This window comes from Sporosarcina sp. P25, assembly GCF_002743235.1.
Classification (GTDB): Bacteria; Bacillota; Bacilli; order Bacillales_A; family Planococcaceae; genus Sporosarcina; species Sporosarcina ureae_B.
On the sequence record NZ_PDYV01000008.1, the window covers coordinates 111,468 to 133,735 of the forward strand.

The 22,268-nt window shown below is 40.9% G+C and carries 24 protein-coding genes and 1 pseudogene; 11 read left to right on the plus strand and 14 right to left on the minus strand.

Going from position 1 to position 22,268, the window contains the following annotated elements; genetic code table 11:
* Positions 1-160 precede the first annotated feature (160 nt).
* The 3 genes from CSV70_RS09095 to CSV70_RS09105 all read right to left on the minus strand — a co-directional run bounded on the left by CSV70_RS09095 (position 161) and on the right by CSV70_RS09105 (position 2,552).
* Positions 161-418, minus strand: a complete 258-nt coding sequence (locus CSV70_RS09095) for an IDEAL domain-containing protein (RefSeq protein WP_085131595.1) — start codon at positions 416-418, stop codon at positions 161-163.
* Between the two features lie 192 nt (positions 419-610).
* Complete coding sequence (locus CSV70_RS09100) at positions 611-1,822, minus strand: ABC transporter permease (RefSeq protein ID WP_099628621.1); 1,212 nt, start codon at positions 1,820-1,822, stop codon at positions 611-613.
* Positions 1,806-2,552: an ABC transporter ATP-binding protein gene (locus CSV70_RS09105; RefSeq protein WP_085131597.1), complete on the minus strand. Its 747-nt coding sequence runs from the start codon at positions 2,550-2,552 to the stop codon at positions 1,806-1,808. Before CSV70_RS09105 ends, CSV70_RS09100 begins: the two co-directional genes overlap by 17 nt.
* 121 nt (positions 2,553-2,673) lie before the next feature.
* On the opposite strand from CSV70_RS09105, the gene CSV70_RS09110 reads away from it, so the two are divergent.
* The 4 genes and pseudogenes from CSV70_RS09110 (at position 2,674) to CSV70_RS09125 (ending at position 4,674) form a co-directional block, all read left to right on the plus strand.
* Positions 2,674-3,099, plus strand: coding sequence for an HIT family protein (locus tag CSV70_RS09110; RefSeq protein WP_085131598.1), 426 nt, complete (start codon positions 2,674-2,676; stop codon positions 3,097-3,099).
* Positions 3,100-3,292: 193 nt separating this feature from the next.
* Entirely contained in the window at positions 3,293-3,649 is a 357-nt protein-coding gene (locus CSV70_RS09115; protein ID WP_085131599.1) for a YtxH domain-containing protein, read from the plus strand.
* A 190-nt stretch (positions 3,650-3,839) separates the two neighbouring features.
* Positions 3,840-4,402, plus strand: a pseudogene (locus CSV70_RS09120) (HTH-type transcriptional regulator Hpr).
* A gap of 86 nt (positions 4,403-4,488) precedes the next feature.
* Positions 4,489-4,674, plus strand: coding sequence for a hypothetical protein (locus CSV70_RS09125; RefSeq protein ID WP_029054118.1), 186 nt, complete (start codon positions 4,489-4,491; stop codon positions 4,672-4,674).
* Positions 4,675-4,716: 42 nt separating this feature from the next.
* Here CSV70_RS09125 and CSV70_RS09130 read toward each other — a convergent pair whose 3' ends face one another.
* A complete protein-coding gene (locus CSV70_RS09130) occupies positions 4,717-4,818 on the minus strand; it encodes a YjcZ family sporulation protein (protein WP_081242714.1) in 102 nt (33 codons plus the stop codon).
* Between the two features lie 159 nt (positions 4,819-4,977).
* On the opposite strand from CSV70_RS09130, the gene CSV70_RS09135 reads away from it, so the two are divergent.
* Complete coding sequence (locus CSV70_RS09135) at positions 4,978-5,913, plus strand: peptidylprolyl isomerase (protein WP_085131601.1); 936 nt, start codon at positions 4,978-4,980, stop codon at positions 5,911-5,913.
* 159 nt (positions 5,914-6,072) lie between these two features.
* Here CSV70_RS09135 and yhaM read toward each other — a convergent pair whose 3' ends face one another.
* The 5 genes from yhaM to CSV70_RS09160 form a co-directional block, all read right to left on the minus strand.
* A complete protein-coding gene (gene yhaM, locus CSV70_RS09140) occupies positions 6,073-7,011 on the minus strand; it encodes a 3'-5' exoribonuclease YhaM (RefSeq protein ID WP_099628622.1) in 939 nt (312 codons plus the stop codon).
* Positions 7,011-9,863 carry an ATP-binding protein gene (locus CSV70_RS09145; RefSeq protein WP_099628623.1) on the minus strand — a complete coding sequence of 951 codons (2,853 nt, stop codon included), beginning with the start codon at positions 9,861-9,863 and terminating at the stop codon, positions 7,011-7,013. The genes yhaM and CSV70_RS09145 overlap by 1 nt, the downstream gene beginning before the upstream one ends.
* A 1-nt stretch (position 9,864) precedes the next feature.
* Positions 9,865-11,067 carry a metallophosphoesterase family protein gene (locus CSV70_RS09150; RefSeq protein WP_099628624.1) on the minus strand — a complete coding sequence of 401 codons (1,203 nt, stop codon included), beginning with the start codon at positions 11,065-11,067 and terminating at the stop codon, positions 9,865-9,867.
* A 519-nt stretch (positions 11,068-11,586) separates the two neighbouring features.
* Complete coding sequence (locus CSV70_RS09155) at positions 11,587-12,846, minus strand: ABC transporter permease (protein ID WP_099628625.1); 1,260 nt, start codon at positions 12,844-12,846, stop codon at positions 11,587-11,589.
* The gene (locus CSV70_RS09160; RefSeq protein WP_099628626.1) at positions 12,839-13,738 is read right to left on the minus strand and encodes an ABC transporter ATP-binding protein; all 900 of its coding nucleotides are present in this window, start codon (positions 13,736-13,738) and stop codon (positions 12,839-12,841) included. The genes CSV70_RS09155 and CSV70_RS09160 overlap by 8 nt, the downstream gene beginning before the upstream one ends.
* Before the next feature lie 185 nt (positions 13,739-13,923).
* Between CSV70_RS09160 and CSV70_RS09165 the strand changes: the two genes are divergently transcribed.
* Together CSV70_RS09165 and mgsA are read left to right on the plus strand one after the other, a co-directional pair.
* The gene (locus CSV70_RS09165; RefSeq protein ID WP_085131607.1) at positions 13,924-14,109 is read left to right on the plus strand and encodes a YhzD family protein; all 186 of its coding nucleotides are present in this window, start codon (positions 13,924-13,926) and stop codon (positions 14,107-14,109) included.
* A 173-nt stretch (positions 14,110-14,282) separates the two neighbouring features.
* The gene (gene mgsA / locus CSV70_RS09170) at positions 14,283-14,687 is read left to right on the plus strand and encodes a methylglyoxal synthase (RefSeq protein ID WP_198166080.1); all 405 of its coding nucleotides are present in this window, start codon (positions 14,283-14,285) and stop codon (positions 14,685-14,687) included.
* A 68-nt stretch (positions 14,688-14,755) separates the two neighbouring features.
* On the opposite strand, the gene CSV70_RS09175 is transcribed toward mgsA, so the two are convergent.
* The 4 genes from CSV70_RS09175 to CSV70_RS09190 form a co-directional block, all read right to left on the minus strand.
* The gene (locus CSV70_RS09175) at positions 14,756-15,541 is read right to left on the minus strand and encodes an enoyl-CoA hydratase (protein ID WP_085131609.1); all 786 of its coding nucleotides are present in this window, start codon (positions 15,539-15,541) and stop codon (positions 14,756-14,758) included.
* Positions 15,542-15,657: 116 nt separating this feature from the next.
* Positions 15,658-17,166: a coproporphyrinogen III oxidase gene (locus CSV70_RS09180; protein WP_099628627.1), complete on the minus strand. Its 1,509-nt coding sequence runs from the start codon at positions 17,164-17,166 to the stop codon at positions 15,658-15,660.
* A gap of 61 nt (positions 17,167-17,227) precedes the next feature.
* Positions 17,228-17,578 carry a YlbF/YmcA family competence regulator gene (locus CSV70_RS09185; RefSeq protein ID WP_085131611.1) on the minus strand — a complete coding sequence of 117 codons (351 nt, stop codon included), beginning with the start codon at positions 17,576-17,578 and terminating at the stop codon, positions 17,228-17,230.
* A gap of 14 nt (positions 17,579-17,592) precedes the next feature.
* Positions 17,593-18,747: a DUF445 domain-containing protein gene (locus tag CSV70_RS09190; protein ID WP_099628628.1), complete on the minus strand. Its 1,155-nt coding sequence runs from the start codon at positions 18,745-18,747 to the stop codon at positions 17,593-17,595.
* Positions 18,748-18,920: 173 nt separating this feature from the next.
* Here CSV70_RS09190 and CSV70_RS09195 point away from each other — a divergent pair, with 173 nt between their 5' ends.
* Positions 18,921-19,700 carry a helical backbone metal receptor gene (locus CSV70_RS09195; RefSeq protein WP_099628629.1) on the plus strand — a complete coding sequence of 260 codons (780 nt, stop codon included), beginning with the start codon at positions 18,921-18,923 and terminating at the stop codon, positions 19,698-19,700.
* 1 nt (position 19,701) lies between these two features.
* Here CSV70_RS09195 and CSV70_RS09200 read toward each other — a convergent pair whose 3' ends face one another.
* Positions 19,702-20,094 (minus strand): ferritin family protein, encoded by a 393-nt coding sequence (locus tag CSV70_RS09200; RefSeq protein ID WP_085131614.1) that lies wholly within the window; start codon positions 20,092-20,094, stop codon positions 19,702-19,704.
* A gap of 80 nt (positions 20,095-20,174) precedes the next feature.
* Between CSV70_RS09200 and CSV70_RS09205 the strand changes: the two genes are divergently transcribed.
* The 3 genes from CSV70_RS09205 to CSV70_RS09210 all read left to right on the plus strand — a co-directional run bounded on the left by CSV70_RS09205 (position 20,175) and on the right by CSV70_RS09210 (position 22,230).
* Positions 20,175-20,381, plus strand: a complete 207-nt coding sequence (locus CSV70_RS09205) for a YheE family protein (RefSeq protein ID WP_369822351.1) — start codon at positions 20,175-20,177, stop codon at positions 20,379-20,381.
* 44 nt (positions 20,382-20,425) lie between these two features.
* Entirely contained in the window at positions 20,426-20,578 is a 153-nt protein-coding gene (locus tag CSV70_RS16495; RefSeq protein ID WP_157111228.1) for a hypothetical protein, read from the plus strand.
* A gap of 314 nt (positions 20,579-20,892) precedes the next feature.
* A complete protein-coding gene (locus tag CSV70_RS09210; RefSeq protein WP_099627873.1) occupies positions 20,893-22,230 on the plus strand; it encodes a hemolysin family protein in 1,338 nt (445 codons plus the stop codon).
* Positions 22,231-22,268: the final 38 nt, after the last annotated feature.

The following is a 22,268-nucleotide window of genomic DNA, read 5'->3' on the forward strand; positions in this document are numbered from 1 at the left end:
TGTTTTTTCTAAAGAAATAACGAACGTACGTTTTAAGCCAACTCTCTATGTACTTTATTGTACCCTTGTACTTTGGGAAAGAAACTTACAGCTAGGACATTCTATACAATAAAAAACACTGCCAGGATTTTTCCCTAGCAGTGTCTATGAATAAATTAAATTAGTTGGTTTTAAGTTCATATCCATGTTCTTGTGACATGTCGAGTAATTGTTGTGTATACAGGTCGAATGCTTCTTTGTCATTTTGATCTAGCGCATCGTCAATCAATAGCATGATTCGCGATTGTGTTTGTTCCCAATGAATGTGTTGTAGAAACAGATCCCAATAGATTTCGTTCAGCAGCTTTTCTGCTTGGAGAGAAGTGCTATTACTACCTACCGCTTTCAAAAATTCAGCATATGAGTTGTTATTATTCATCTCTCTCACCCCTGATACCTTTTAGTAATTATATATGCAATGGAATACAAATTGCAACCATTAATCTAACTATTCGAACTTTTGAATTATCTTAATGTAGTTAGAAAAATATTTACTAGGTACATATATTCAGCCAACATGGAGACAAAAATTAAATTACTGACTTAAGTACAACTTCACTATTGCGTATCGTCATATTTCTTTCATTTGCTCTTTGGTCAATCGAATCGTCGCTTCACCTATAATGAGTGCTATAGCCGCGATTAGGAGTGGTGTGACACTTAGTCCATACAACGGTAATGCCGCCAGTAATAGAATAATTGCTTGTAGCCAAATTAACTTTCGGACTAATGAACGGACTGCTTTGATTTGAGATTTTTCATGTTCTTCAGGATACAGCTGATCCATAGTGAACTCGTCGCCACCTTCAAGTGCCAATATTAACTGAACAGCAGTCGCAAATGCCAAAGCCCCTACAAAGATGAACGATACAATCGGTAACGGTATTAAGAACGCACCCAATGCAGCCAACGCCGTTAATCTAACCCACAACCAAAATGTATCATCTGTACGAATGAATGTCCTGACGATTAAGTACTTTTGTACATCCTTGCGCATGAACGTAGAACGTTTCATAGCCATCTTTAACCAGCTACGCTTACTCACTGATCCAACCAGATGCGGAACTTCCGTAAAGTAATTCGCAAATCGATAGAAACGCATCATACGATTTTGCTCCAATTCAATAAACTGCTCATACGGAAACGGATAATGTGTAGCTTGTTTTTCCCAAAACTTCGCATAGAGCATGGCGATAAGAATTCCGATAAAGATTGTCACTGTACTCCATGTAAGCGCAAATTGAATCGTGAGAAATGTGAAAACCAGTCGCAGAACACGATCCGGCCAAACGAAAGCATGATTCGCAATACGGACGTTGTATTCAGTCCTTACAAACAAGCCTTTAAAGGCAACGATCATCAACATAATGAGTATATAATCAGTGCCCGTCCCCACTTCTGTTGCCTTCAACAATGGCAATGCAATGACCATAGCAATCAATGGCAAAGGAAGTTGTGAAAACGACGACCAAGTGATCGAGCGTCTCATATAGCTCGGCAATTGATTTTCTAATGGTAGAAAAAAAACAATATCTGCCGGCTTTAGTAACGTGGTCGGTGCAGCTTTCATTAACAAGAGCGCAATAACTACGGATACGATGAAGACAGAAGGGAACGAAACAGGCACTTCTTTCAACCACTCACTATATGCATAGCCCCCGGCTCCAATGGCGAACATGAAAACGATAGCCAAATGTCCAGTGAATACATAGCGCATATATTTCTGTAGTTCATTGATGTAATGGAAGAACCGCTGTCCCCAGATTTCATGCATGTTGTTCATAGTCAGTTTCCTCAGTCATTGCAATATATAAGTCATCAAGTGTTGCATCTGGTCGTCCGAACGCTTTGCGCAAGTCGTCCATCGTCCCATTCGCACGTACTCGCCCTTCGTGCAATAAAATAATACGATCACAATACTTCTCAGCCGTCGCCAATACGTGAGTCGACATCAAAATAGAAGCACCCGCATTTTTTCGTTCAATGATTTGATCAAGCAAAGCGCGAATCGCCAACGGATCTAATCCGACGAATGGCTCATCGATAATATATAATTTCGGTTCCACCAAAAAAGCACACATGATCATCACTTTCTGCCGCATACCTTTAGAAAAGTGAGCCGGAAACCACTTTAAACGTTTTTCCATACGGAACTCTTTTAGTAATTGTTCGGTACGTATTTCAAATTGTTGCTTGTCCAGTCCATATGCCATCGCAGTCAGTTCCAAATGTTCTTGTAATGTAAGTTCTTCGTATAATACCGGTGTCTCTGGAATATAACTGAATGATTGGCGGTAATGTTCTTTATCACTAAACGTCGCCCCGTCAATTTTGATTATTCCTTCAAGCGGATTCATCACACCGATAATATGTTTAATTGTCGTACTTTTTCCTGCGCCATTTAGACCGATTAATCCGACCAGTTCCCCCTCTTCTAGCTGAAATGAAAGGTCATGTAAAACAGGCTTGCGCGTATAACCACCCGTAACGTGTTCTAGTTCTAGGATTGCCATTATATTTCCCCCTATCTTCTGTTATTATTTTAGCAAAGAAATTGTAAAATTGCTTTATCCGCCTTCGTTAACTATCTGAAAATATGCTACAATACATCCAAACATGAAAGGATGTGTAGAAATGACCTCATGTATTTTCTGCAAGATTGTAGAAGGAACGATTCCAGGAGAAAAAATCTACGAAGATGATCACGTTATCGCCTTTATGGATATTATGCCTGTCACGAAAGGACACGTACTCCTAATTCCAAAAACACATCGTGAAAATGTGTATGAATTAACTGAAGATGAAGCTGCGAATCTATTTAAAGTGGCGCCAAAAATCGCTAATGCACTAAAAGAAGAATTTCAACCGTGCGGGATGAACTTATTACAAAACAACGGATCTTTCGCAGGTCAATCAGTCTATCATTTCCATATGCATTTAATTCCACGCTATGATAAATCAGATGGCCTGAAAGTAGAATTCGATACAAAAGTAGAGCAGTTCCCAATGGACGTAGTATCTGAATTGGCTACGAATATTTCAAGACATCTGCAAGAATAACACGCGGAAGTTGTAGGCAGAAGAGTATAGTGTTTTTCTTCATCACCCGAAATGAGACCTACTTTTCTGTCCACTTCTCCAAACCATTAGAATAAAACTTTCGACAGTATAATATTTCATTCATTTTCTTGCTCAACTACGTACTAACATGCTTTAATAAAATAATAACTATACAAAAGGAGTGTTCTCTATTATGAAAGCGTCCACATTCTTTATTGGTCTGGCGGCAGGTGCTGTCACTTCTGCGGTAACTGTTCTATATTCTACACCAAAAGCGGGAAGTGAACTGCGTGACAGCGTCAAAAATGCATCACTTGAATTGAAGGATAAGTTGAAAGACGTCAAAGGGCAAGTTGCCGATCTGAAAGATTCTGTAACCGACCTAACAAAAGAAGCAAAAGAGCTTGTACCAGAGACTGTTGAAGAAATGAAAGTTTCTGTAGCGGACTGGAAACGCTCGACCGAACATAATAAGAAGCGATTAGAGAAAGAAATTTCTGCTATTCAAACCGCATTGGATGATCTTGAAAAATCAATTGGTGCCCGCTAACGCGTTTTCATTTAGGCATCAGTTGTTCACTTGCTAATCTTTGAGTGCGTACCCATAGTAAAACAGCTCAGAAATAGTTGTATTCTATGGGCATATACACTCAAACTGATTTATTTTACTATTCCGTCTTTTTTATTTGTTGTTTTTTTGGTATAATAAATAAAATGACTGAAAGAAAGCAGGTGTCTCGATGGCCGATCAACATATTTCACGTAAAGACGCCATGATCTTCAACCAGCGTGTAGCCCAAATGTCCAAGGCATTATGGAAAGCTGTAGAGAAGGATTGGCAACAATGGATTAAACCGTATGAACTCAATATTAATGAACATCATATTTTATGGATCGCCTACCATTTGGAAGGCGCCACAATTTCAGACATCGCGAAGTTTGGCGTAATGCATGTCTCAACCGCCTTTAACTTCTCAAAAAAGTTGGAACAGCGCCAACTTTTGTATTTCTCAAAAAAGAAGATGACCGACGCAATACATATGTGACGGTTTCAGAAGAAGGCAAAGCATTACTTATCCAGATGAATGAAAATTACCATAATGAAGATTACAGCGTACTTCAGGGTTCTCTTCCCATTCGTGATATTTATGGAAAATTCCCTGAATTCCTAGAAGTCATGTCAGTATTGCGCAACATTTATGGAGATGATTTTATGGACATTTTCGAACGTGGTTTTCAGAACATTGAGAAGACATATGTCGATTCAAGTGATTACCTTATAAAATCTAAAGTAGAGTCATAATTACCTGCTCTTTACACGGTTTAGTTTTTTCCTTTTGATCACAAATTCTGCTATGATAGAAAAGAAGCAGAAAGAGGAGGTCTAAAATGGTTATTGCGATTACCATTCTATTTTCATTGTTCTACTTATATCAAATTAATAAAATGACATTTGCTCTTTGCCAATCTAGAGAGATTCCAGAAGAAAAGCAGCCAAAGATTTATCGCACTGTAAATATTCTGATCACAATCCTTATTTTATCCTTATATGTAGAAGTGTTCTTTAGCGCCTGACACTATGTATGCCCGCCCCCATTGCTGGAGGCAGGGCTTTTTTTAATACAAGTATGCTGCGCCGACGATGATCAACAAAATGAACAAAACAACAATTAAAGCAAAGCCTGATGAACCTGATCCGCCCTGTGTGTAACCGCTCATGAAGGCACCCCCTTTCACATTGTATCTTATGCGAATGTAGAAAAAAGCGGTTGGGCAATTTCAAATGAATGGAACCTTTTTGTTTTTTATACGTTATATGATATAGTGTTTACTTGAAGAATATACAGAATCTATACTTAGATTAGGGGAGTTAATTACATGAAAAAGAAGATGTTAGCATTTACACTTGCAGCTTCGGTTGCAGCTTTATCCGCTTGTTCTGGCGGCGATGAAAAGGTTATGACGTCCAAAGCAGGAGATGTAACGAAAGATGAGTTTTATCAAGAAATGAAAACATCTGTCGGTGAACAAGCTCTACAAATGATCATCTTAGAAAAGGTTCTGGATGATAAGTATAATGTAGACGATAAGCAAGTAGATGCAGAATTTGATAAAAACAAAGAACAACTCGGTGAAAACTTCGAAGCTTTCTTAGCTCAACAAGGTCAAACACCTGAGAGCTTCAAGAAAATGATTCGTTTGAATAAATTGCAGGAAGCTGCATTGACTGACGGCATTGAAGTTTCTGACGAAGAGTTGAACAAGCGCCTTGAGGAATCACAATCAGAAATCAACGCTCGTCATATCTTAGTTGAAGATGAAAAGACAGCTAAGGAAGTAAAAGAAAAGTTGGATAAAGGAGAAGACTTTGCGAAAGTAGCAAAAGAATACTCTACTGATCCAGGTTCTAAAGATGAAGGCGGAGATCTTGATTGGTTCGCTTACGGTGTCATGGTTCCTGAATTCTGGAACGCTGCATACGACTTAGAGCCAGGTAAAATCAGTGAGCCTGTTCAATCAGATAACGGTTTCCATATCATCGAAGTAAAAGAAAAGCGTAAAACTGACGATAAAGAGATCACTGATGAAAAGAAAGACGAAATCCGTCATGAACTATTAATGGAAAAAGCTGACGAAAACGAGCTATTAGCTAAAGTTTCGAAGTTAGTAAAAGATGCAGATGTTAAGATCAAAGATGAAGATTTGAAAGCTTCACTTGATTTGTTCAAGATGGAAGAGCAACCAGCTGAAGAAGCACCTGCAGAAGACGCTCCAGCTGATGATACTGAAGTGGAAGTAGAAGAAGGTAAGTAATATATGAAAAGGTCTGCCCTGGAAGTTATACCTTCCACTGGCAGACCTTTTTTTGTGATTTTATAATCGTAGTGATTGGTTGTTTTGCTAGCCCAATCAAAACCAAGACTTAACAATATTCTTTACTTCACAACGAGTCGTGTCCTGTCCCACATTAATTTATTCAAACGTAGGCTTGTAGAACGAACGGTTATCCAACGGGAAAACGCGCTCAGAGAACTCGCCTGGCGTCGTTTTCGACATCACACGGTTCAGCATATTCATCTTCGCATCGATATTATCGATATAGTGAAGAATCTCTGCCTCTTTTAACATCGGACGCTTCGGACTGCCCCACTCTTCTTTACCATGGTGAGACAACACCATATGCTGAAGCAACATCACTTCTTCGCCTGCGATCTCCAGTTCTTCTGCCGCCTTGGAGATTTCATTGACCATGATCGTAATATGTCCTAGCAAGTTCCCTTCAATCGTATACTGCGTACCGACTGGGCCTGACAACTCGATGACCTTTCCGATATCATGCAAAATAATCCCTGCATACAGCAAGTCTTTGTTCAACGTCGGATACAACTCCGCAATTGCCTTACCAAGTTTCAGCATCGAAACTACGTGATCTAGCAAGCCTGACACGTAGTCATGATGATTTCTCGTAGCTGCCGGATATAACACGAAGTCTTGCTGGTGCTTCTTCAATAAATGACGAGTGACACGCTGGATTTGTGGATTTTTCATTTCAAAGAAATATTGCATTAATTCATCAAGCAATACTTCCTTACTCTTTTCAGCAGACGGTACTAAATCTGCAATCGTTACGCCTTCGTCTTCTTTTACAGGACGAATTGCTTTAAGTCGAAGTTGATTTTTTCCGCGGTATTCGTGGATTTCTCCACCTACTTTTACGATAGTCGCCCCCTGATACATCTGGGCTTGTTCTTCACCCGCATCCCAAAGTTTCGCTTCAAGGTCCCCACTTTTATCTTGCAGAATCAACGTCATGAACGGACTCCCCTGCTGTGTGACACCTTTTGTTGCCTGTTTAATCAATAAATACATGTCGATCGTTTCGCCGACTTGATAGTCAAGTAGTTTTTTCATCAGTGAATCTCCCCTTTTACTTTTCGTCCAATCTCAATTGTATGAGGCTCACTTGGCCATTTCGATTTCATCTCTTGATGACAAGTAAAGTACAGAAATTGATGAGATGGCTGTAACCCAGTAAGTATTTCTATCATACGCGAAAGTCGCTCATTATCAAAGTGAACAAATGGATCATCCATAATGATTGGGAACGGTGCACGCTCTGATAATTCATATGCTAACGCTAGTCGCAATGAAAGATAAGCTTGCTCTTTTGTAGCTTGACTGAGTTCATTGATCATGAAAGTTTGTCCTTCGTCAGTGACTGCCTCAAAATAACCTTCCATCGTTAAACCGAGCGTTGCGTATCGATTTCCTGTTAAATAGCTAAACCATTTATTCGCCTGAATGAGAACGGCTGGTAATTGATGTTCTTTCCACTCACTCATCGTCTGTCGAATCGACTCACGGACAGCTTTGCGGATTACCCATTGTTCTGTCATTTCTTCCAACTCGGCTTTTCGCACTTCTACTAACTGCTGAAGTTCACTGTACGTTTGACTGGCACCCATTTGTGAGATTTCATGACCTACCTTGACTTGCTCATCTACAAGCGCCTCTACTTCTTGACGAATCATTTGAAGACGGTTCGACGTTTCACTGCGTTGTCGTTCCAGTTCGGGTAGGGTCCATTCTTTTACTAATGGTTCTTTACTATATAAAGAAAGCTGGGCTTCTACTTCTTTTAGCTGTCGTTTCAGCAATTGTGCATCTTGATTTTGCTGATACGCAGTGTAAAATTGTTCTTTTTCCGATACGCCAACGCTATCGAACAATTTTTGAATTTCTGCTCTTGTTGTTTCCAACAGCTCCTGTGTTTCTTGTAACTGTTCTTTGATTTCAACTACTGTTTGTTGTTTGCTTAAATGCTTTTCTTGCAGGCTATTCTGACGAAGTAGTTCTTGGCGAATTCTTTCGAATAAACCTTCTTCCGCAACAGGTCCGAGCACTTCTTCCACTTCTTTGATTAGCGATTGTATGTGCTGTGTCGTTGTTAGCAGACGTTGCCGCCATGTTCTCAAATCTATTTCCGTGTCCTGGAACTCGCGCAGTAACCGAAAGCTTTCCTGAATATTGAATGTCAAATCGAATGGTTCATCTTGCAACAGTTCTTGCAACGTCTTCACCGCTTGTTGTTTCTGATGGTAAAGTTGTTCCATTTCTTCCGCGTATTTCTGCAATTTATGATCCAGTCTTTCAATCTCGGTTACAACTTGTTGCTCATCGCGCTGTTGCAGAACATCACGCTCAGCTAGTCTCTCAAGTTCTGCTGCTAACGCTTCATGATCTCGAATGAACGATTGCTGGTCTGAAACAGAATCAGGTCGTTGTTTCCATAACCAAGCACCGACCGCCACAACGACTAGACCGAGGCCCGCAAACAACCATTGCTGCTGCAAGATACTATATGCCCCGATCGCTAGTCCAATGAGCAAAATAACTGCCGGAACGATCTGATTCGATACGTGCTTATCTCCCGCAGATACAATGAATTTAGCCTCAGCTAGTTGACGTTGCAATTCTGGCAAAGTCGCCAGTTTCTCTCGTTCAGATTCAGTCAATCGCAAACGTTCCGTACGTTCTTTTCGTTGCTCTGCTCCCTGACGCTCACTTTCTGCTTCTGCCAATAGACGTTGCAATGCTTTTAGTTGCTGATCCAATTCTTTCTGCTCTTCAACGATAGGCTCAAGTTGACGTTCACGTTGTATGGAGACATCTATGTTCCCTATTGATAACTGCTGCTCGTTAGTTAACCCTAAGCGATTGCTGAACTGCTGTTGTTTCTTTTCGAGCATACGAATTTCCTGTTCAGCAGAAAGTCGATCGGTACGTAACCGATGCCATTCCGCTTCCTGTGCCACCCACCGCTCCAACTGTTGCCGTTCACTGTCAGGTCGCAAATCGATTAATTCCGACTGCCACTCCGCCTGTTCTTTCTCTAGACGTGTTTTCTTTAATTGCCATTCTGATTGTTTACTGGCCAGTTCTTCATAACGACGGATTCCCGCTGCTGGAAACTCATCCGATAAGTGAGTAAGTTGTTCATGTAATTGATTGCGCTGTTGCTGGAGCGGAACAATTTGCATGGCGATTCGTTGTTCTTCAGACTGCTTATAAAGATGTTGCTCTTCCAAGCGTAAAGTCGCCACTTGCTCATCGAGTTCTTGCTTGCGAATAGTAAGCGGTTCATACGTCGAGAGCTTCTGCTGCTCTTTTTGCATGGATTGTTCAAGTTCACGTATTTCGATTAGTTTTTTATTCATCGGCGGTATTTTTCCAGATTTTTTGAAGAGGCCACCCATTTCTTTCTCCATCTTCTTTTCAACTTTCCAAAGTGTATCTAAACCAGTCGTACCTGAAGCAAGTAATGTACGGCTTAAATCATTTTCATCCATTTTCTCGAGATCTTGTAACTGGAATAAGGAGAAAGAGAATATGGATTCAAAGGCTTGTCGATCGTAGCCTCTCAATAACCTCTTCAGTTCTGCTTCCTCTGCAATACCCCCATCTTCAAAACGGATTAAGACGTCACCTGAAGACTTCCCACGCACCCGCTCAATCACCCAATTACCATACTCTTGATCTTCTATATATAGACAGCCGCCATATTTACCACCTGTTTTCGGCTCATACCGCAGCTCTTGTTGATTTTTTTGTGGAAATCCAAATAAAATATGAAGGATGGCTTGCTGAATGGTCGTCTTCCCTGCTTCATTCGGTCCATACAAAAGATTCATACCGGGGCGCAAATCAATTTCTAGATTCTCATGCTGACCGAATCCATAAAGAAGTATTTTCTGGATTTTCATTTCAGCTCTCCTTCAACATTTCATTCTCAAGCAATGCGGTTGCCTGCTGTTTTAACCGCTCAAAATCTGCAGGCGTCAGTGCTTCTAAATAGCGACCGGCTTTATGGTTGTACACTTCTTTCACTAAGTCATTCCAGTCATTCACTTCCCAAGAGGACATGGTTCTTTCCACTGGTTCCAATAATGAATTGGGGACTACTGAATCATGGATTGGCGGCCATTCAATTGCTGAAATCCACACAAAAGGTTCCATTGCTTCATACTGTTCACGCAAAATGTTGAGCCATTCTGTCTCAGCCCTAGCTACGTCTTTTGTCAAACCTTCCGTATGTTTCATCACTAACTCCACGACGATACTACCAGCTTCAGCTGTTAGTTGATCAATCGCTTCCTGACAAGCAGAAATCCAGTCATCTGCGTAGTCAATTCCTTCGCACGAAACCGTCAAGGTAGTGAATACAATATCTGATGTGCCCACAAATTTAAGGGTAGTGTTAGTAGACGTCAACAAGACGTCATAAAAACCTTTACGTCCTTGTTCATTGCGATGCCGGCCTTGAATATTGCCAGGGTAAACAATCGGTGGTTCTGACGACAATACTTGGCGCTTATGGATATGGCCAAGCGCCCAGTAGTGATAATGCTTATCTTGTAATTCACGGATTGTAAACGGCGCATATACAGCATGCTCTGCATCTCCTGCCACACTTCCATGTAATAGACCAATATGTATTCCGTCAGTAGCTTTCGGATATTGCCTACTCATTGGTTCTTTAACATGGCGCTGCGGATAGCTGAAGCCATGTAAATAAATGATGTTGTCACGGATCAGCAGTTGTTTTTGCTCTACTCGTTCAGAAAACACGTGAACATTTTCGGGCAATGAAACTCTAGTCCATCTACCTTCAAGGTGGTCGTGATTTCCATAGGACAGGTAGACAGGAATATTCACTTTTTGAAGTTGTTGCATACCTTGCTGAAAACGAATTTGCGCACGCAAACTACGGTCTTCACCGTCGTAAATATCGCCCACAATGACAATGAAATCCGGGCGTTCTTTAACTGCGTAGGCTATGAATCGGTCGAATGCGGCGAATGTGGACTGCTGCAGTCTGACAAGTTCGTCCGGACCTGCTGCCGCCATGCCTTTAAAAGGGCTGTCCAAGTGCAGGTCGGCTGTATGTAAAAAACGTATAGGTTCCATAGGTCGCACCCCTTCCACGAATACTCGTTCCTATTTTAACATATTTCATCTATTACTGGAAAGTGAACATCTACAAATGAGGTAACTTGAAGGCACCGCTGATCGACGTTCCAGGCGGACGCTTTCCGGAGGGCGTGGCCCAAGCCGCTTCCCTCACTTCGTTCAGTCCAGGGTCTCGAACTCACGCTGATCCTCCCGGAGTCGCCGCCTTCCACTTACGATCAACTAGTGTCTCTTTCTGAATGGGAAGGTTAGAGTAATAGTTAAGTAAATCCCTGCACTGAACTTAACTAAGTTGAAAGACATAACTAATTAACACGCTATGACCAATAAGTGATCTACATCCATCCACAAATAAAAATAGGATTGAGACAGACGCGGGCTCATGGGAAAGCGTCCGTCAGCTGAAGCTTCCATCCCTTCATGGTCACTACCCCCACTTACGCTTGGACTTGAATCCACACAAAAAAGAATATCCCAAGAAGCACTGTGACTTCTCGGGACACCCTTCTCATAAACCTATTCTCTTCCAAGTTGTATAGCCTTCTTCAAATCTTTCAGTGAACGTGATGGCCCATACATTAAGACACCGCCACGATACACTTTCGATCCGAACCAGCCGAGGATCAAGATGGTCACAACCATAATGCCTATGGAAAGCAAAGGCTCCCATAAAGGTAAGTCGAGCATGCCAACTCGAAGGAACATGACAAGTGGAGCGAAGAATGGGATGAACGATGCGATTTTTAAATATCCTAATTCTGGATTCCCAAGACCAGTTGCTGCGATTATGAAGGCTGCAACGATCAGCAACGACATCGGCATAATCATTTGCTGTACGTCTTCTGTACGGCTCACTAATGAACCAAGCAAGGCTGCAAGTGTGGCGTATAAGAAATAGCCCAGTAAGAAGAATATCACTGCGTAAACAAGTGTGCTTACTTCTAAGTTTTCTAAACTAAAGAATGCGGATAACTCATTTTCTTCTCCTGTGGAAGAAAGTCTATAAGCTAAAAATCCGGACACTGCATAAATTAGTATCTGTACAATTCCGAGTGATCCGATTCCAAGCACTTTCGCAAACATATGCTTAACAGGTGATACGCTCGAGATAAGAATTTCCATCACGCGTGATGATTTTTCTGTTGCTACTTCCGTTGCAATCATCGATGAATAAATAATTACGGCAAAATAAATGACGAACATCAATACATATACCAAGATACGAGCCTGGTTTAGTTCTTCTTCTGATTTTGCTGTTTCTGAAATATTATGTTTCTCAAATTGAATGGGTGCAAATAACTCAGAAACTTGTTCACCCGATAATGAGAGCTGTTCAGCTTTCACCTCAGTTTGAATGTTCTGTAATGCATCTTGCAGAGCAGAAGGCAAAAATTGGTCTACTAAGCTGCTTGTAGTGTAATTGGCTTGAATCGTTTGATCAGCATCGAAACTCAATTCCATGAACGCGGCAATTTCTTCGGATTTTACTTGCTTTGACAACTGATCTGGCGAGTCTTCTGTCAGCTCCAATGAAATGCCTTGCTCATTTTGCTGAAGTTGTTCAAACAGACGGTCAAATAACACGCCACTTTCATCAACGACCACTACACGATCCTCTTCTTCATTCCCCATCATCTTACCGACCTTTTCCATAATGCTCGGCAAATTCGCGAAGAGGAAAATACCTGCTACCATAATAAGTGTCGTAATGAAAAATGATTTGGTTTTAGCTTTAGTTAAGAAACTTTGTTTGAAAATAATCCAAAATTCACGCATGCTCTTTCCCCACTTTCGCAATAAATATGTCTTGCAAAGATGGTTCTTCTATTTCAAACTGACGAATCGGTCCTTTAAGCAACGCTGCCTGCAATAGCGTATGCGCCACTTGTTCATCCTCAACTTGAAAGACTGCACCTTCTAATGAATGATGAGCGGTCGTTACTCCTTCGATGCTTTCTAGCTCTAATAAAGGAAAGTCTGCACGGATTCGGACATTTTTTTTGCCGAATGAACGTTTTACGTCTCGCAAATTTCCACTGACCAATTGTTTACCATGGTGAATAATACTGAGTTGTTCGCATAACTCTTCTACATGGTCCATACGGTGGCTTGAAAACAGAATCGTTGCTCCGTTATTACGGAAGTCTACGATCGCTTTTTTTAGCATCTCGACGTTAACCGGATCAAGTCCTGAGAACGGTTCATCCAGGATCAACAATTGCGGATCATGCAATAATGCGGCAATGACTTGTATCTTTTGCTGATTCCCTTTGGATAACTCCTCTACCTTTTTATTCGTATTTTGTGGTACTTCGAAACGATCCAACCAATGCAGTGCGGAGCTTTTCGCTGCTGACTTTTTCATTCCACGTAGCTGTCCAAGAAAGATTAACTGATCCAACACTTTCATTTTTGGATAAAGCCCCCGTTCCTCCGGTAGATACCCAATTAGCGGACTTGTCTCATACGATATCGTACGGCCGTTCCATGAAATATTTCCTTCTGTCGGAGTTAGTAATCCCAAAATCATTCGAAATGTAGTGGTCTTTCCGGCGCCGTTTGCTCCAAGAAATCCATACATCGTCCCTTCTTCCACCGTCAATGACAGCTGATCCACTGCTGTAAAATCGCCAAATCGTTTAGTCACTCGTTCCAATTCTAAGGCCATGTACATCATCTCCTTCAATACTCTCTATCTCGTTCTACGTTTCAAGAGACAATATGTTTCATAATTGTAAATATTCTTCTTAGACATTCTAACATTCACTATCTTTTTTCACTTTAATTCACTGAATCATTATTCATTTCGTTCAATTCATAGTATACTAAGTAAAAGATGATGGAGGCGATACAATGAAAACGTACAAACTTACAGCTTACGAAAAAGATGGTTCATTGATTACAGAAGAAACTTTCACTGCTGAATCTGATGACGTAGCAAAAGAACAAGGTCATCAGTTGCTGACAGAAAAAGATTTGCTCGAGCGAACGCACCGCCTGGCTTCCCCTCTTGGTAAATTATTATTATTCCATACGTAAACAAATGACAAAATCTCCGTTTGTAGGGGATTTTGTTTTTTATACGATGAATATGAACAACAGGAAATTGTATTGCGCACAATTTTCAAATCTTTATACAAATAGCACAAGATTTTTTCAGAATTTTGTGATACGCTATGGTCGTCAAGAAATCGTAGAAGGAAGTGACTCGTTTGAACATTGCTTTGATTGCGCATGATGAAAAAAAGGCTGAATTAGTCAATTTCACAATTGCTTACGAGCAGATTTTTGCTAAACATACTCTTTACGCAACGGGCACAACAGGCTTACGCATCATGGAAGAAACCGATCTATCTGTCACACGACTCATGTCGGGTCCTCTTGGCGGAGATCAGCAGATGGGAGCCATGATCGCGATGGGTGAGCTAGATTTAATTTTATTTTTCCGTGATCCGTTGACTGCACAGCCACATGAACCGGATGTGAGTGCGTTACTTCGATTATGTGATGTCTATGGTATACCTCTCGCTACAAATTTAGCTTCAGCGGAGTTACTATTGCGTGCTATAGAAAAAGGCTATTTCTCATGGAGAGAAACAGCCGCTAAGTATCAATAATTCTTCAAAGTTGATAATAGATGTAAACGAGATGCGCAGTTTCCATAGCGCGTCTTTTTATCTGCCATTTATTGACCCGTGAAGCTCGGTTTTCTTTTCTCAATAAACGCCTGTACGCCTTCGCGGTGATCAGTTGTTGAGCGCATGGCTGTTTGTGCTTCACTTTCGAGTCTCACTATTTGTTCAAGTTCTGCGATGCCCGCCGCATGGAGTATTTTCTTTGTTGCCGCCATAGAAGCTGTCGGGGAGTGCAAGATCAATTGAGCGCGTTGTTGTGCCGTGTTCCACGCTTCACCATCTGCTACCGCTTCGTCAACGAGTCCAATATGCATTGCACTTTTTCCATCAAGTACTTTCCCAGACCAAATGAGTTGTTTAGCTTTGGCTGTGCCTACGCGTTCTTTCAGGAAGAAGTGACCGCCACCATCTGGAACGAGTCCGATGCCAATGAAGTTCATTGCAATTTTACTTGATTCTTCCGCGATGACAACATCGCATGCAATAGCGATACTGCATCCTAATCCCGCCGCTGCGCCATGTACGGACGCAATGGTGATTTGTGGCATGCTATACATAGACAAAGCCAATCTCGATAAGTCGACCATGATGTCTTCCATTTTCATTGGCCCATTCGGGTTTAGCATCGCCTTGACGTTTCCACCAGCAGAAAATGCTCGACCAGCACCCCGGAACAGTACGACATGTACTGAGGAATTCACCTTTAGTTGATCTACAATATCCGCCAATTCTTTCATCATGACGCCGTCCATTGCGTTCATTACATCAGGTTGGTTAAAGGTTATTGTCGCTAATCGTCCTTCAATTTCCACTTCGATCTGTTTTGTCAAAATCAATTCCCCCTTTATGTGAATGGTTGTTCATTCATTACATTATACACAATTACCAGATCATTTGCATAACTTTAACAAAAAAATCCCCTCGCCATTTTTACGACGGGGGAATTTCAATATTACTTTATAGTCTCTGAAGAAGGAAATAACTTTTCCAAATACGCTATTTTCTTATCGATGGCTTCTTCAAAGCCCAATATATAGGCGCCAGGTTCTTTCGGATTATGGAATTGCGTCAACTTGCCAGTTGCTGGTTCCATGAACTTACTCGAAGCTCCGCAACCTAAGCCGATAATGGTTTGCGCTTCTTCCATGATCAAAATGTTATAAAGACTTTCTTCACCGGGTTTTGAATACCCTACGTTTTCAAGATTTCCTAATATGTTTTTCTGGCGGTAAAGATAATACGGTATATAGCCATTATCACGAGACCATTCCTCACCGCGCGTCATCATTTTCCCTACAGTTTCGCGGTCCGCCACTTGATACTTATCTTTGTTGCGCGTCATTTCAGAAGCGCGCTTGAATGACAAAGTGTGGATCGTCAAAGATTCCGGCTGCATCTTTTCTGTTTCAGCTAATGAATGTTCAAATTCTTCCAGACCTTCATTCGGCAAACCAATGATTAAGTCCATATTTATATTGCGCATTCCTTGCTCTCTTGACAACCAATATTTATCGATCGTTTCCTGTACCGTGTGATGACGGCCGATTGCTTTCAACGTTTCGTCCGTATATGATTGCGGATTGACACTGATTCGATCTATGCCCCACTTCTTCAGCACTTCGAGTTTTGGTACCGTAATTGTATCTGGACGCCCGGCTTCTACCGTTACTTCACGAACATGTTCCATATAAGGGAATGAGTCCATCATCGTTTGATAGAGTGCATCCATTTCATCTGCTTCAATAGACGTGGGTGTTCCGCCACCGAAATAAATTGTCGTAATGCGAATATCATGTTCTTTTAACCATTTACCCATCGCGCGCATTTCTTCATGCAAGCCGTCGAGGAATGTCTCCACTCGCCCACTTTTTCGATGAATCGCATAAGCTGGGAACGTGCAATACGCACATTTTGTCGGACAAAACGGAATACCGATATATATACTCACTTCTTCTTTCAATGAATATAAATCGGGCAATGCATTTAGCTGAACGTCTGCAATTTTCGCAATCAAATCACTTTTTCGTACAGATACACGATGACGTTGCTGAAGTAATTGCTTTGCTTCATCGACCGAATGGCCGTCTTGAAGATACATATGATACAACTTGGTAGGTCGGATTCCCGTTAGAATTCCCCACTCTTGATCCATTCCAGTTGCTTGTTCCAGTGCATCTAGCAATACATGGGAATACATTCTTTTGCGCTGACGTATTTGCTCGCGTTCTTCTGTTTCTTTTACCTCTTCGGCAAAACGCGACGTATAATGCTTGTCTTGCCATTGAATATCTACCGTTACACTTGGCGATTCTTCGTATTCTTCTCTAAATTGTAACGCAATCGCAGTTTCATCCGTTCGATCTGTCACTATTTTAGACTGTTCGAAAAATAAATTGGCTAAGTGTGTAAACATTCGGATCCAATCTTGAGGGAACTGTTGATTCACATATAATTGTTGCATTATTTTCTCCTACTCTCCATCTGTTGAAAAAAACCGGCCTAGGCCGGTTTCGATATATCTATTAATTGAATCCTTCATATAAATCTTGAACCGGTTTCAATACTACACGGTTTACTTCTTCAATCAATTCGCTGAGTTTCATTTCAGCAGTCAGCATAGCCAAGATTTTCGGATTTTCTTGAGCGAGTAATGCTGTTTTTTGCGCGTGCTCAAGCTCGTCTCCTTCAATCTCTTCGCCAGCCATTTGTTTCTGTTGTAATTTCATTTGGATTTCGCGAAAGCTTTCGAACAATGCAAGTGCTTGCTCGTCACCTTTCACATCGGCCATTGCTGTTTTCACCGCTACATACTCATCTGTTTTACGCAAAGTTGATTCCAATTTGTTCATATCATCATAAATATTTACTGACATACTAACTCCTCCTACTATCCATTTAGTGTAATTGCTATGATTCCTTGCACAATACCAATAATTCCACCTAAAAACGCGCCCAGAACCGTAATCATTTTAAACTCTCTACGTGAAATGCCGAGAACTAGATCTTCCAGAACAGCCACAGGGAATGTGTCAACCTGTTCTTTCACCATTTCATCTAGTTTTAGTTTCTTCAACGATTGTTCAAGTTGCGCTTCTGCTTGGGTGAATAAAAAGCTGACAATCTGTGGTGTCACCTTCTCAGCCGTCCAGGTGGATCCTTGTGGCCAATAATGGGACAAGCTGTGATCGAGTCTTTCACGTAGCGCCAATTGTTCCAGTGCATATTTTCTCACTGAAGCAAACACACTATCAAAATCGAATCCAGACGTCAATTGTTCCATCGGTTGTTGCTGAACATTTTGCCACTCTTTCCAAATCAATTTATCCAGTAACTCTTTTGTTCCAGGTGCTTCTATAAATCGCAATGCTTCCCGCTGAACCTTGCCGACAAGCGATTCCGATTCTCCAAAAAACATATTGAGCATACCGCCAAATGTGCCTTTTGAAGCCAAGAAATCATCGATCAACTTTTGGAATGTCTGTCTTCCTTCTGCTGAATCAACAAATTGACTTGCACGTAATAGTACAAAATCAGAAGCTAGAGGAATTCTTTCTTCTATTTGTTGTTGCCACCGAAGAGGCATGACGTCTTCCACTGTACCTGTTGTTACTTTTTCTTTCATCCCGTATAGTTGCTGATCAATCAATGTAACCAACTTATCTTCCACTTGTTCAGGAAGTCCGTCTGCACCCGCAAGCTTGAGCCAGTCGTTCAATGTCTTATCTGATTGCAGGATGTATTGATCCATTTTACTTTGGACAAACGTCTGTACACGCTTTTCCATTCCAGGCGTCAACATCTTTTTCCGGAACAGGTCAGGTGTCAGCAAATAATTTGTCACCGTTTTACCAAGCTGTGTCGCCAATTCATTTCGGCGCTTCGGAATCAAGCCGGGTGTAAACGGCAAACGAGTTTTTCCAATGTATTTTGCTTCATGTGGCCTAAACAGCATCTTGATCGCCAGATGATTCGTTACTCCACCAATCAATGCGCCAATAAACGCCATGAACAAAATAGTTAGTACTATTTTCAATCGCTTCACCTTATTCCACTTGGTCTTCGTTCCAATTATAACAAAAACCAGCTGAATGAAAAGCAATTAGAGGCGGAGATTTCTGACTTTACATTTGATAGCAGTTCAGGTACGTTGCAAGTAGAGTATTACTTATCATGATCCTACGTTTTCACATATCGACAAAGGAGGTATTCATTTCATTGAAGAAAGAAATTATCGACCACTTGGGAAGAACCGTTGTGTATAATTTCCCACCCAAACGAATTGTTACATTATGTCCTGGTATTACAGAAACATTATTCGGAATTGGACTTGAGGAAGAAATTGTTGGACGCACACGATATTGTATATATCCCGAACAAGCTAAGAACGTTCCCGCAGTCGCAGGAACGAAAGATTTAAAGTTGGAAAAGATACATGAAGTACAACCTGACTTGATTATTATGGAAAAAGAAGAAAACACAAAAGAGATGGTTGAAATTCTTTCCGAGTTCTATCCGGTTTATGTAGCAGAAGTACAGACGATCGACGAAGCTTATAGAATGATTACAGATATGGGATCGTTGACTGATCATGAGCAACAATCGAAATCGCTTGTATCAGAAATCAAGCAAGCATTTACGGCGCTCCCCACTCTACCTGCTGCACGAGTTGCCTATGTCATTTGGCAAAAGCCGTATATGGTTGTCGGAAAAGACACTTATATCAACTCGCTGTTACAAGAACTCGGTTTCATCACACCGTTTGCTGAATCATCTGATCGCTATCCGGCTTTAACGGAAGAACAATTCAAGGAAGCGGATCTTGATTTAGTCTTACTGTCATCTGAACCCTATCCATTTAAAGAAAAACAACAAGTTCAATTCCAAGAAATGCTACCCGATTCAGCGATCCAGCTCATTGATGGTGAAATGTTTTGGTATGGAGTTCGGATGCTTGAAGGCGCCAAGTATTTTCAAAAATTCTCTTTCGACGTCTGATTTAATTTGCTCCATTGAATATGGTAGACATTCGAATCGCATGCTCCATATCATCATGTAATGCAATGAAAATTGGATCATATGCTTCTTCAAAAGGAATCGTCAAAAACATTTCCTTACATTGTTCTACTGCTTCAAGTTCATAAACTAGCGCATTTTTGGCTGACTCTTTTAAATTTGTACAAGGCGCTGGCTTTTTGGGATTCGGCACAAACTCATTTGTCATTATATAATGCAACTGCTGAAACATCTCGTAATGACTTTTTTCATCCTCATACGCATGGCGAATGAATTCTTGCCATAACAAATCATTCGTTAGCTGATACATGGACTTATAATAAAAATACGATTTATACTTTTCCTCGACTGCATTACGTAGTTGAGTAACAAACACACACTCATCCTTTCGTCCTTTTGGTCAGTTTATGAAATGAACGAACAGGATATCACTACTGGAACAATAAAGGAGAAAACATGATGCTACAACATTTCAGTTATAAAAAAATGTTCGAAGACTCTGATCTGCCAGGCTGGACCATCTCATTTTATTACCATAACAAACAATACAAAGGCGATTACCATAAAGATGGCACAATCAACTGGAAAAACGGCACACCTCCGGGCGAAGAACAAGTCTTACGAATGGTGCATGACCTTATGACTTTCCACGTCTATGAATGAGAACCATCTAAATCGACCATCCTCTAACTAGAGGAGGTGCTTTTATGGGCAAAGAACAATCAAAAGGCAAGCAACAGTTAGAAAAAGAGCGGTTGAAGGTACAAAACCAAAAAACTGAAAACGTCTTTGAAGACAAAAGTCGCGTCCCCAACGAACAAAACGCCTTTAAAGAAACCCAACCACAATACGGTGAGTAAAAATATTGCCTAAGACTGAAGACACTTTCCTTGTGCAAAGGATTTGGTCTTCAGTCTTTTTTAAAAGATTTTTACATATTTGAAAAACAAGCGTAAATGGATGGTATTTTCGCCATGTAGCGGTGTTATCACATCGCCATTCGCTCTATATATCGACACATTACATACGACTAATACGATTTTTTCCATTCTGTAAGCAAATCGAATTGTAATTTCTCTATAAATAAATTATTATAAAAGATAACTAACTTTACTTTACAGGAGGTGTACGCTTTGTTCTTTTCCCTCATCTGGGTTAAGCGCGAAGCTATTATTTGGATATTGCCATACGATTGGCAGCATTTGCTGCCTTGATCGCAATCACCGCTTTTTTTGTCGCGTGTGAATTCGCAATCGTGAAAGTCCGTTCATCACGTCTCGACCAATTAATCGTCGAAGGTAATCAACGTGCGGTTCTTTCAAAAAAAATTGCCGATAATTTAGATGAATATTTATCCGCTTGTCAGCTCGGAATTACGATTTCGGCACTCGGCTTAGGTATGCTCGGGGAACCAACAGTCCGTATGATGTTAGCTCCTGTTTTTGAAATGTTTATACTTGATGCCCATGTCGAAACCATTCTTTCATTCACTATCGCTTTAGCGATCGTCACCTATTTGCATGTCGTGGTAGGAGAACTAGCTCCAAAGACCATCGCTTTGCATAAGGCGGAAGAATTATCCTTATCCCTTGCCGTCCCACTGAATCTATTTTACCGTCTTATGTACCCGATCATTAAAGGAATGAACGGATCGGCACGTCTCGTTACACGATTGCTAGGCTTCAAATCCATTTCCGAATTAGAAGTAGGTCATACAGAGGAAGAATTGCGTATTATTTTATCTGATAGTTTGCGAAGCGGGGAAATTAATCAAGCAGAGTACAAGTACGTCAATCGTATTTTTGAGTTTGATGATCGAGTCGCAAAGGAAATTATGCTACCAAGAACAGAAATGATGACAGTCGATAAAGAAATGACATTATCCGAAGTGTTCGAATTACTAGGTGTAGAACAGTTTACCCGTTATCCAATTATCGACGGCGACAAAGATCACGTCATCGGACTTATTAACATGAAACACTTACTGACGGCCTATATTAAAGATCCGTCAAATGGTAGTAAATCGGTCATCAATTATATGCAGCCAATTATCCGAGTCATCGAAACGATCCCAATTGGAGAATTACTCTTGAAGATCCAGCGGGAACGTATTCACATGGCCGTTCTATTGGATGAATATGGAGGGACTTCAGGTTTGGTCACTATTGAAGACATCTTAGAAGAAATTGTTGGTGAGATCCGCGATGAATTCGATATGGATGAACTACCTGAACTCCAGATCGTTGGGACAGACCATTATATTCTGGATGCTAAAATGCTGATTGAAAATGTCAATCATGCATTGAACATTGAAATACTTGAAGAGGATATTGATACAATCGGCGGTTGGTTCATGGATCAACGCTTTGAAGCTATACAAGGCGAAAAGATTATTGAACAAGGATATGAGTTTACTGTCAAGGAAGTAGACGGCAACCATATTCTTTACCTAGAAGCAAAAAAACAACCTTCCGAAGTCGCAACCAATGAAGCTACCGATTCGTCTAAATAAAGCTTTCCCGTCTAAACGGGAAAGCTTTTATCTATGAT

Bases quoted from the DNA above. Each gene is read 5' to 3' on its own strand.
- CSV70_RS09095 (WP_085131595.1), bottom strand. From the start codon at position 418: ATGAATAATAACAACTCATATGCTGAATTTTTGAAAGCGGTAGGTAGT.
- CSV70_RS09100 (WP_099628621.1), bottom strand. From the start codon at position 1,822: ATGAACAACATGCATGAAATCTGGGGACAGCGGTTCTTCCATTACATC.
- CSV70_RS09105 (WP_085131597.1), bottom strand. From the start codon at position 2,552: ATGGCAATCCTAGAACTAGAACACGTTACGGGTGGTTATACGCGCAAG.
- CSV70_RS09110 (WP_085131598.1), top strand. From the start codon at position 2,674: ATGACCTCATGTATTTTCTGCAAGATTGTAGAAGGAACGATTCCAGGA.
- CSV70_RS09115 (WP_085131599.1), top strand. From the start codon at position 3,293: ATGAAAGCGTCCACATTCTTTATTGGTCTGGCGGCAGGTGCTGTCACT.
- CSV70_RS09125 (WP_029054118.1), top strand. From the start codon at position 4,489: ATGGTTATTGCGATTACCATTCTATTTTCATTGTTCTACTTATATCAA.
- CSV70_RS09130 (WP_081242714.1), bottom strand. From the start codon at position 4,818: ATGAGCGGTTACACACAGGGCGGATCAGGTTCATCAGGCTTTGCTTTA.
- CSV70_RS09135 (WP_085131601.1), top strand. From the start codon at position 4,978: ATGAAAAAGAAGATGTTAGCATTTACACTTGCAGCTTCGGTTGCAGCT.
- yhaM (WP_099628622.1), bottom strand. From the start codon at position 7,011: ATGAAAAAACTACTTGACTATCAAGTCGGCGAAACGATCGACATGTAT.
- CSV70_RS09145 (WP_099628623.1), bottom strand. From the start codon at position 9,863: ATGAAAATCCAGAAAATACTTCTTTATGGATTCGGTCAGCATGAGAAT.
- CSV70_RS09150 (WP_099628624.1), bottom strand. From the start codon at position 11,067: ATGGAACCTATACGTTTTTTACATACAGCCGACCTGCACTTGGACAGC.
- CSV70_RS09155 (WP_099628625.1), bottom strand. From the start codon at position 12,846: ATGCGTGAATTTTGGATTATTTTCAAACAAAGTTTCTTAACTAAAGCT.
- CSV70_RS09160 (WP_099628626.1), bottom strand. From the start codon at position 13,738: ATGGCCTTAGAATTGGAACGAGTGACTAAACGATTTGGCGATTTTACA.
- CSV70_RS09165 (WP_085131607.1), top strand. From the start codon at position 13,924: ATGAAAACGTACAAACTTACAGCTTACGAAAAAGATGGTTCATTGATT.
- CSV70_RS09180 (WP_099628627.1), bottom strand. From the start codon at position 17,166: ATGCAACAATTATATGTGAATCAACAGTTCCCTCAAGATTGGATCCGA.
- CSV70_RS09185 (WP_085131611.1), bottom strand. From the start codon at position 17,578: ATGTCAGTAAATATTTATGATGATATGAACAAATTGGAATCAACTTTG.
- CSV70_RS09205 (WP_369822351.1), top strand. From the start codon at position 20,175: ATGATGCTACAACATTTCAGTTATAAAAAAATGTTCGAAGACTCTGAT.
- CSV70_RS16495 (WP_157111228.1), top strand. From the start codon at position 20,426: ATGGGCAAAGAACAATCAAAAGGCAAGCAACAGTTAGAAAAAGAGCGG.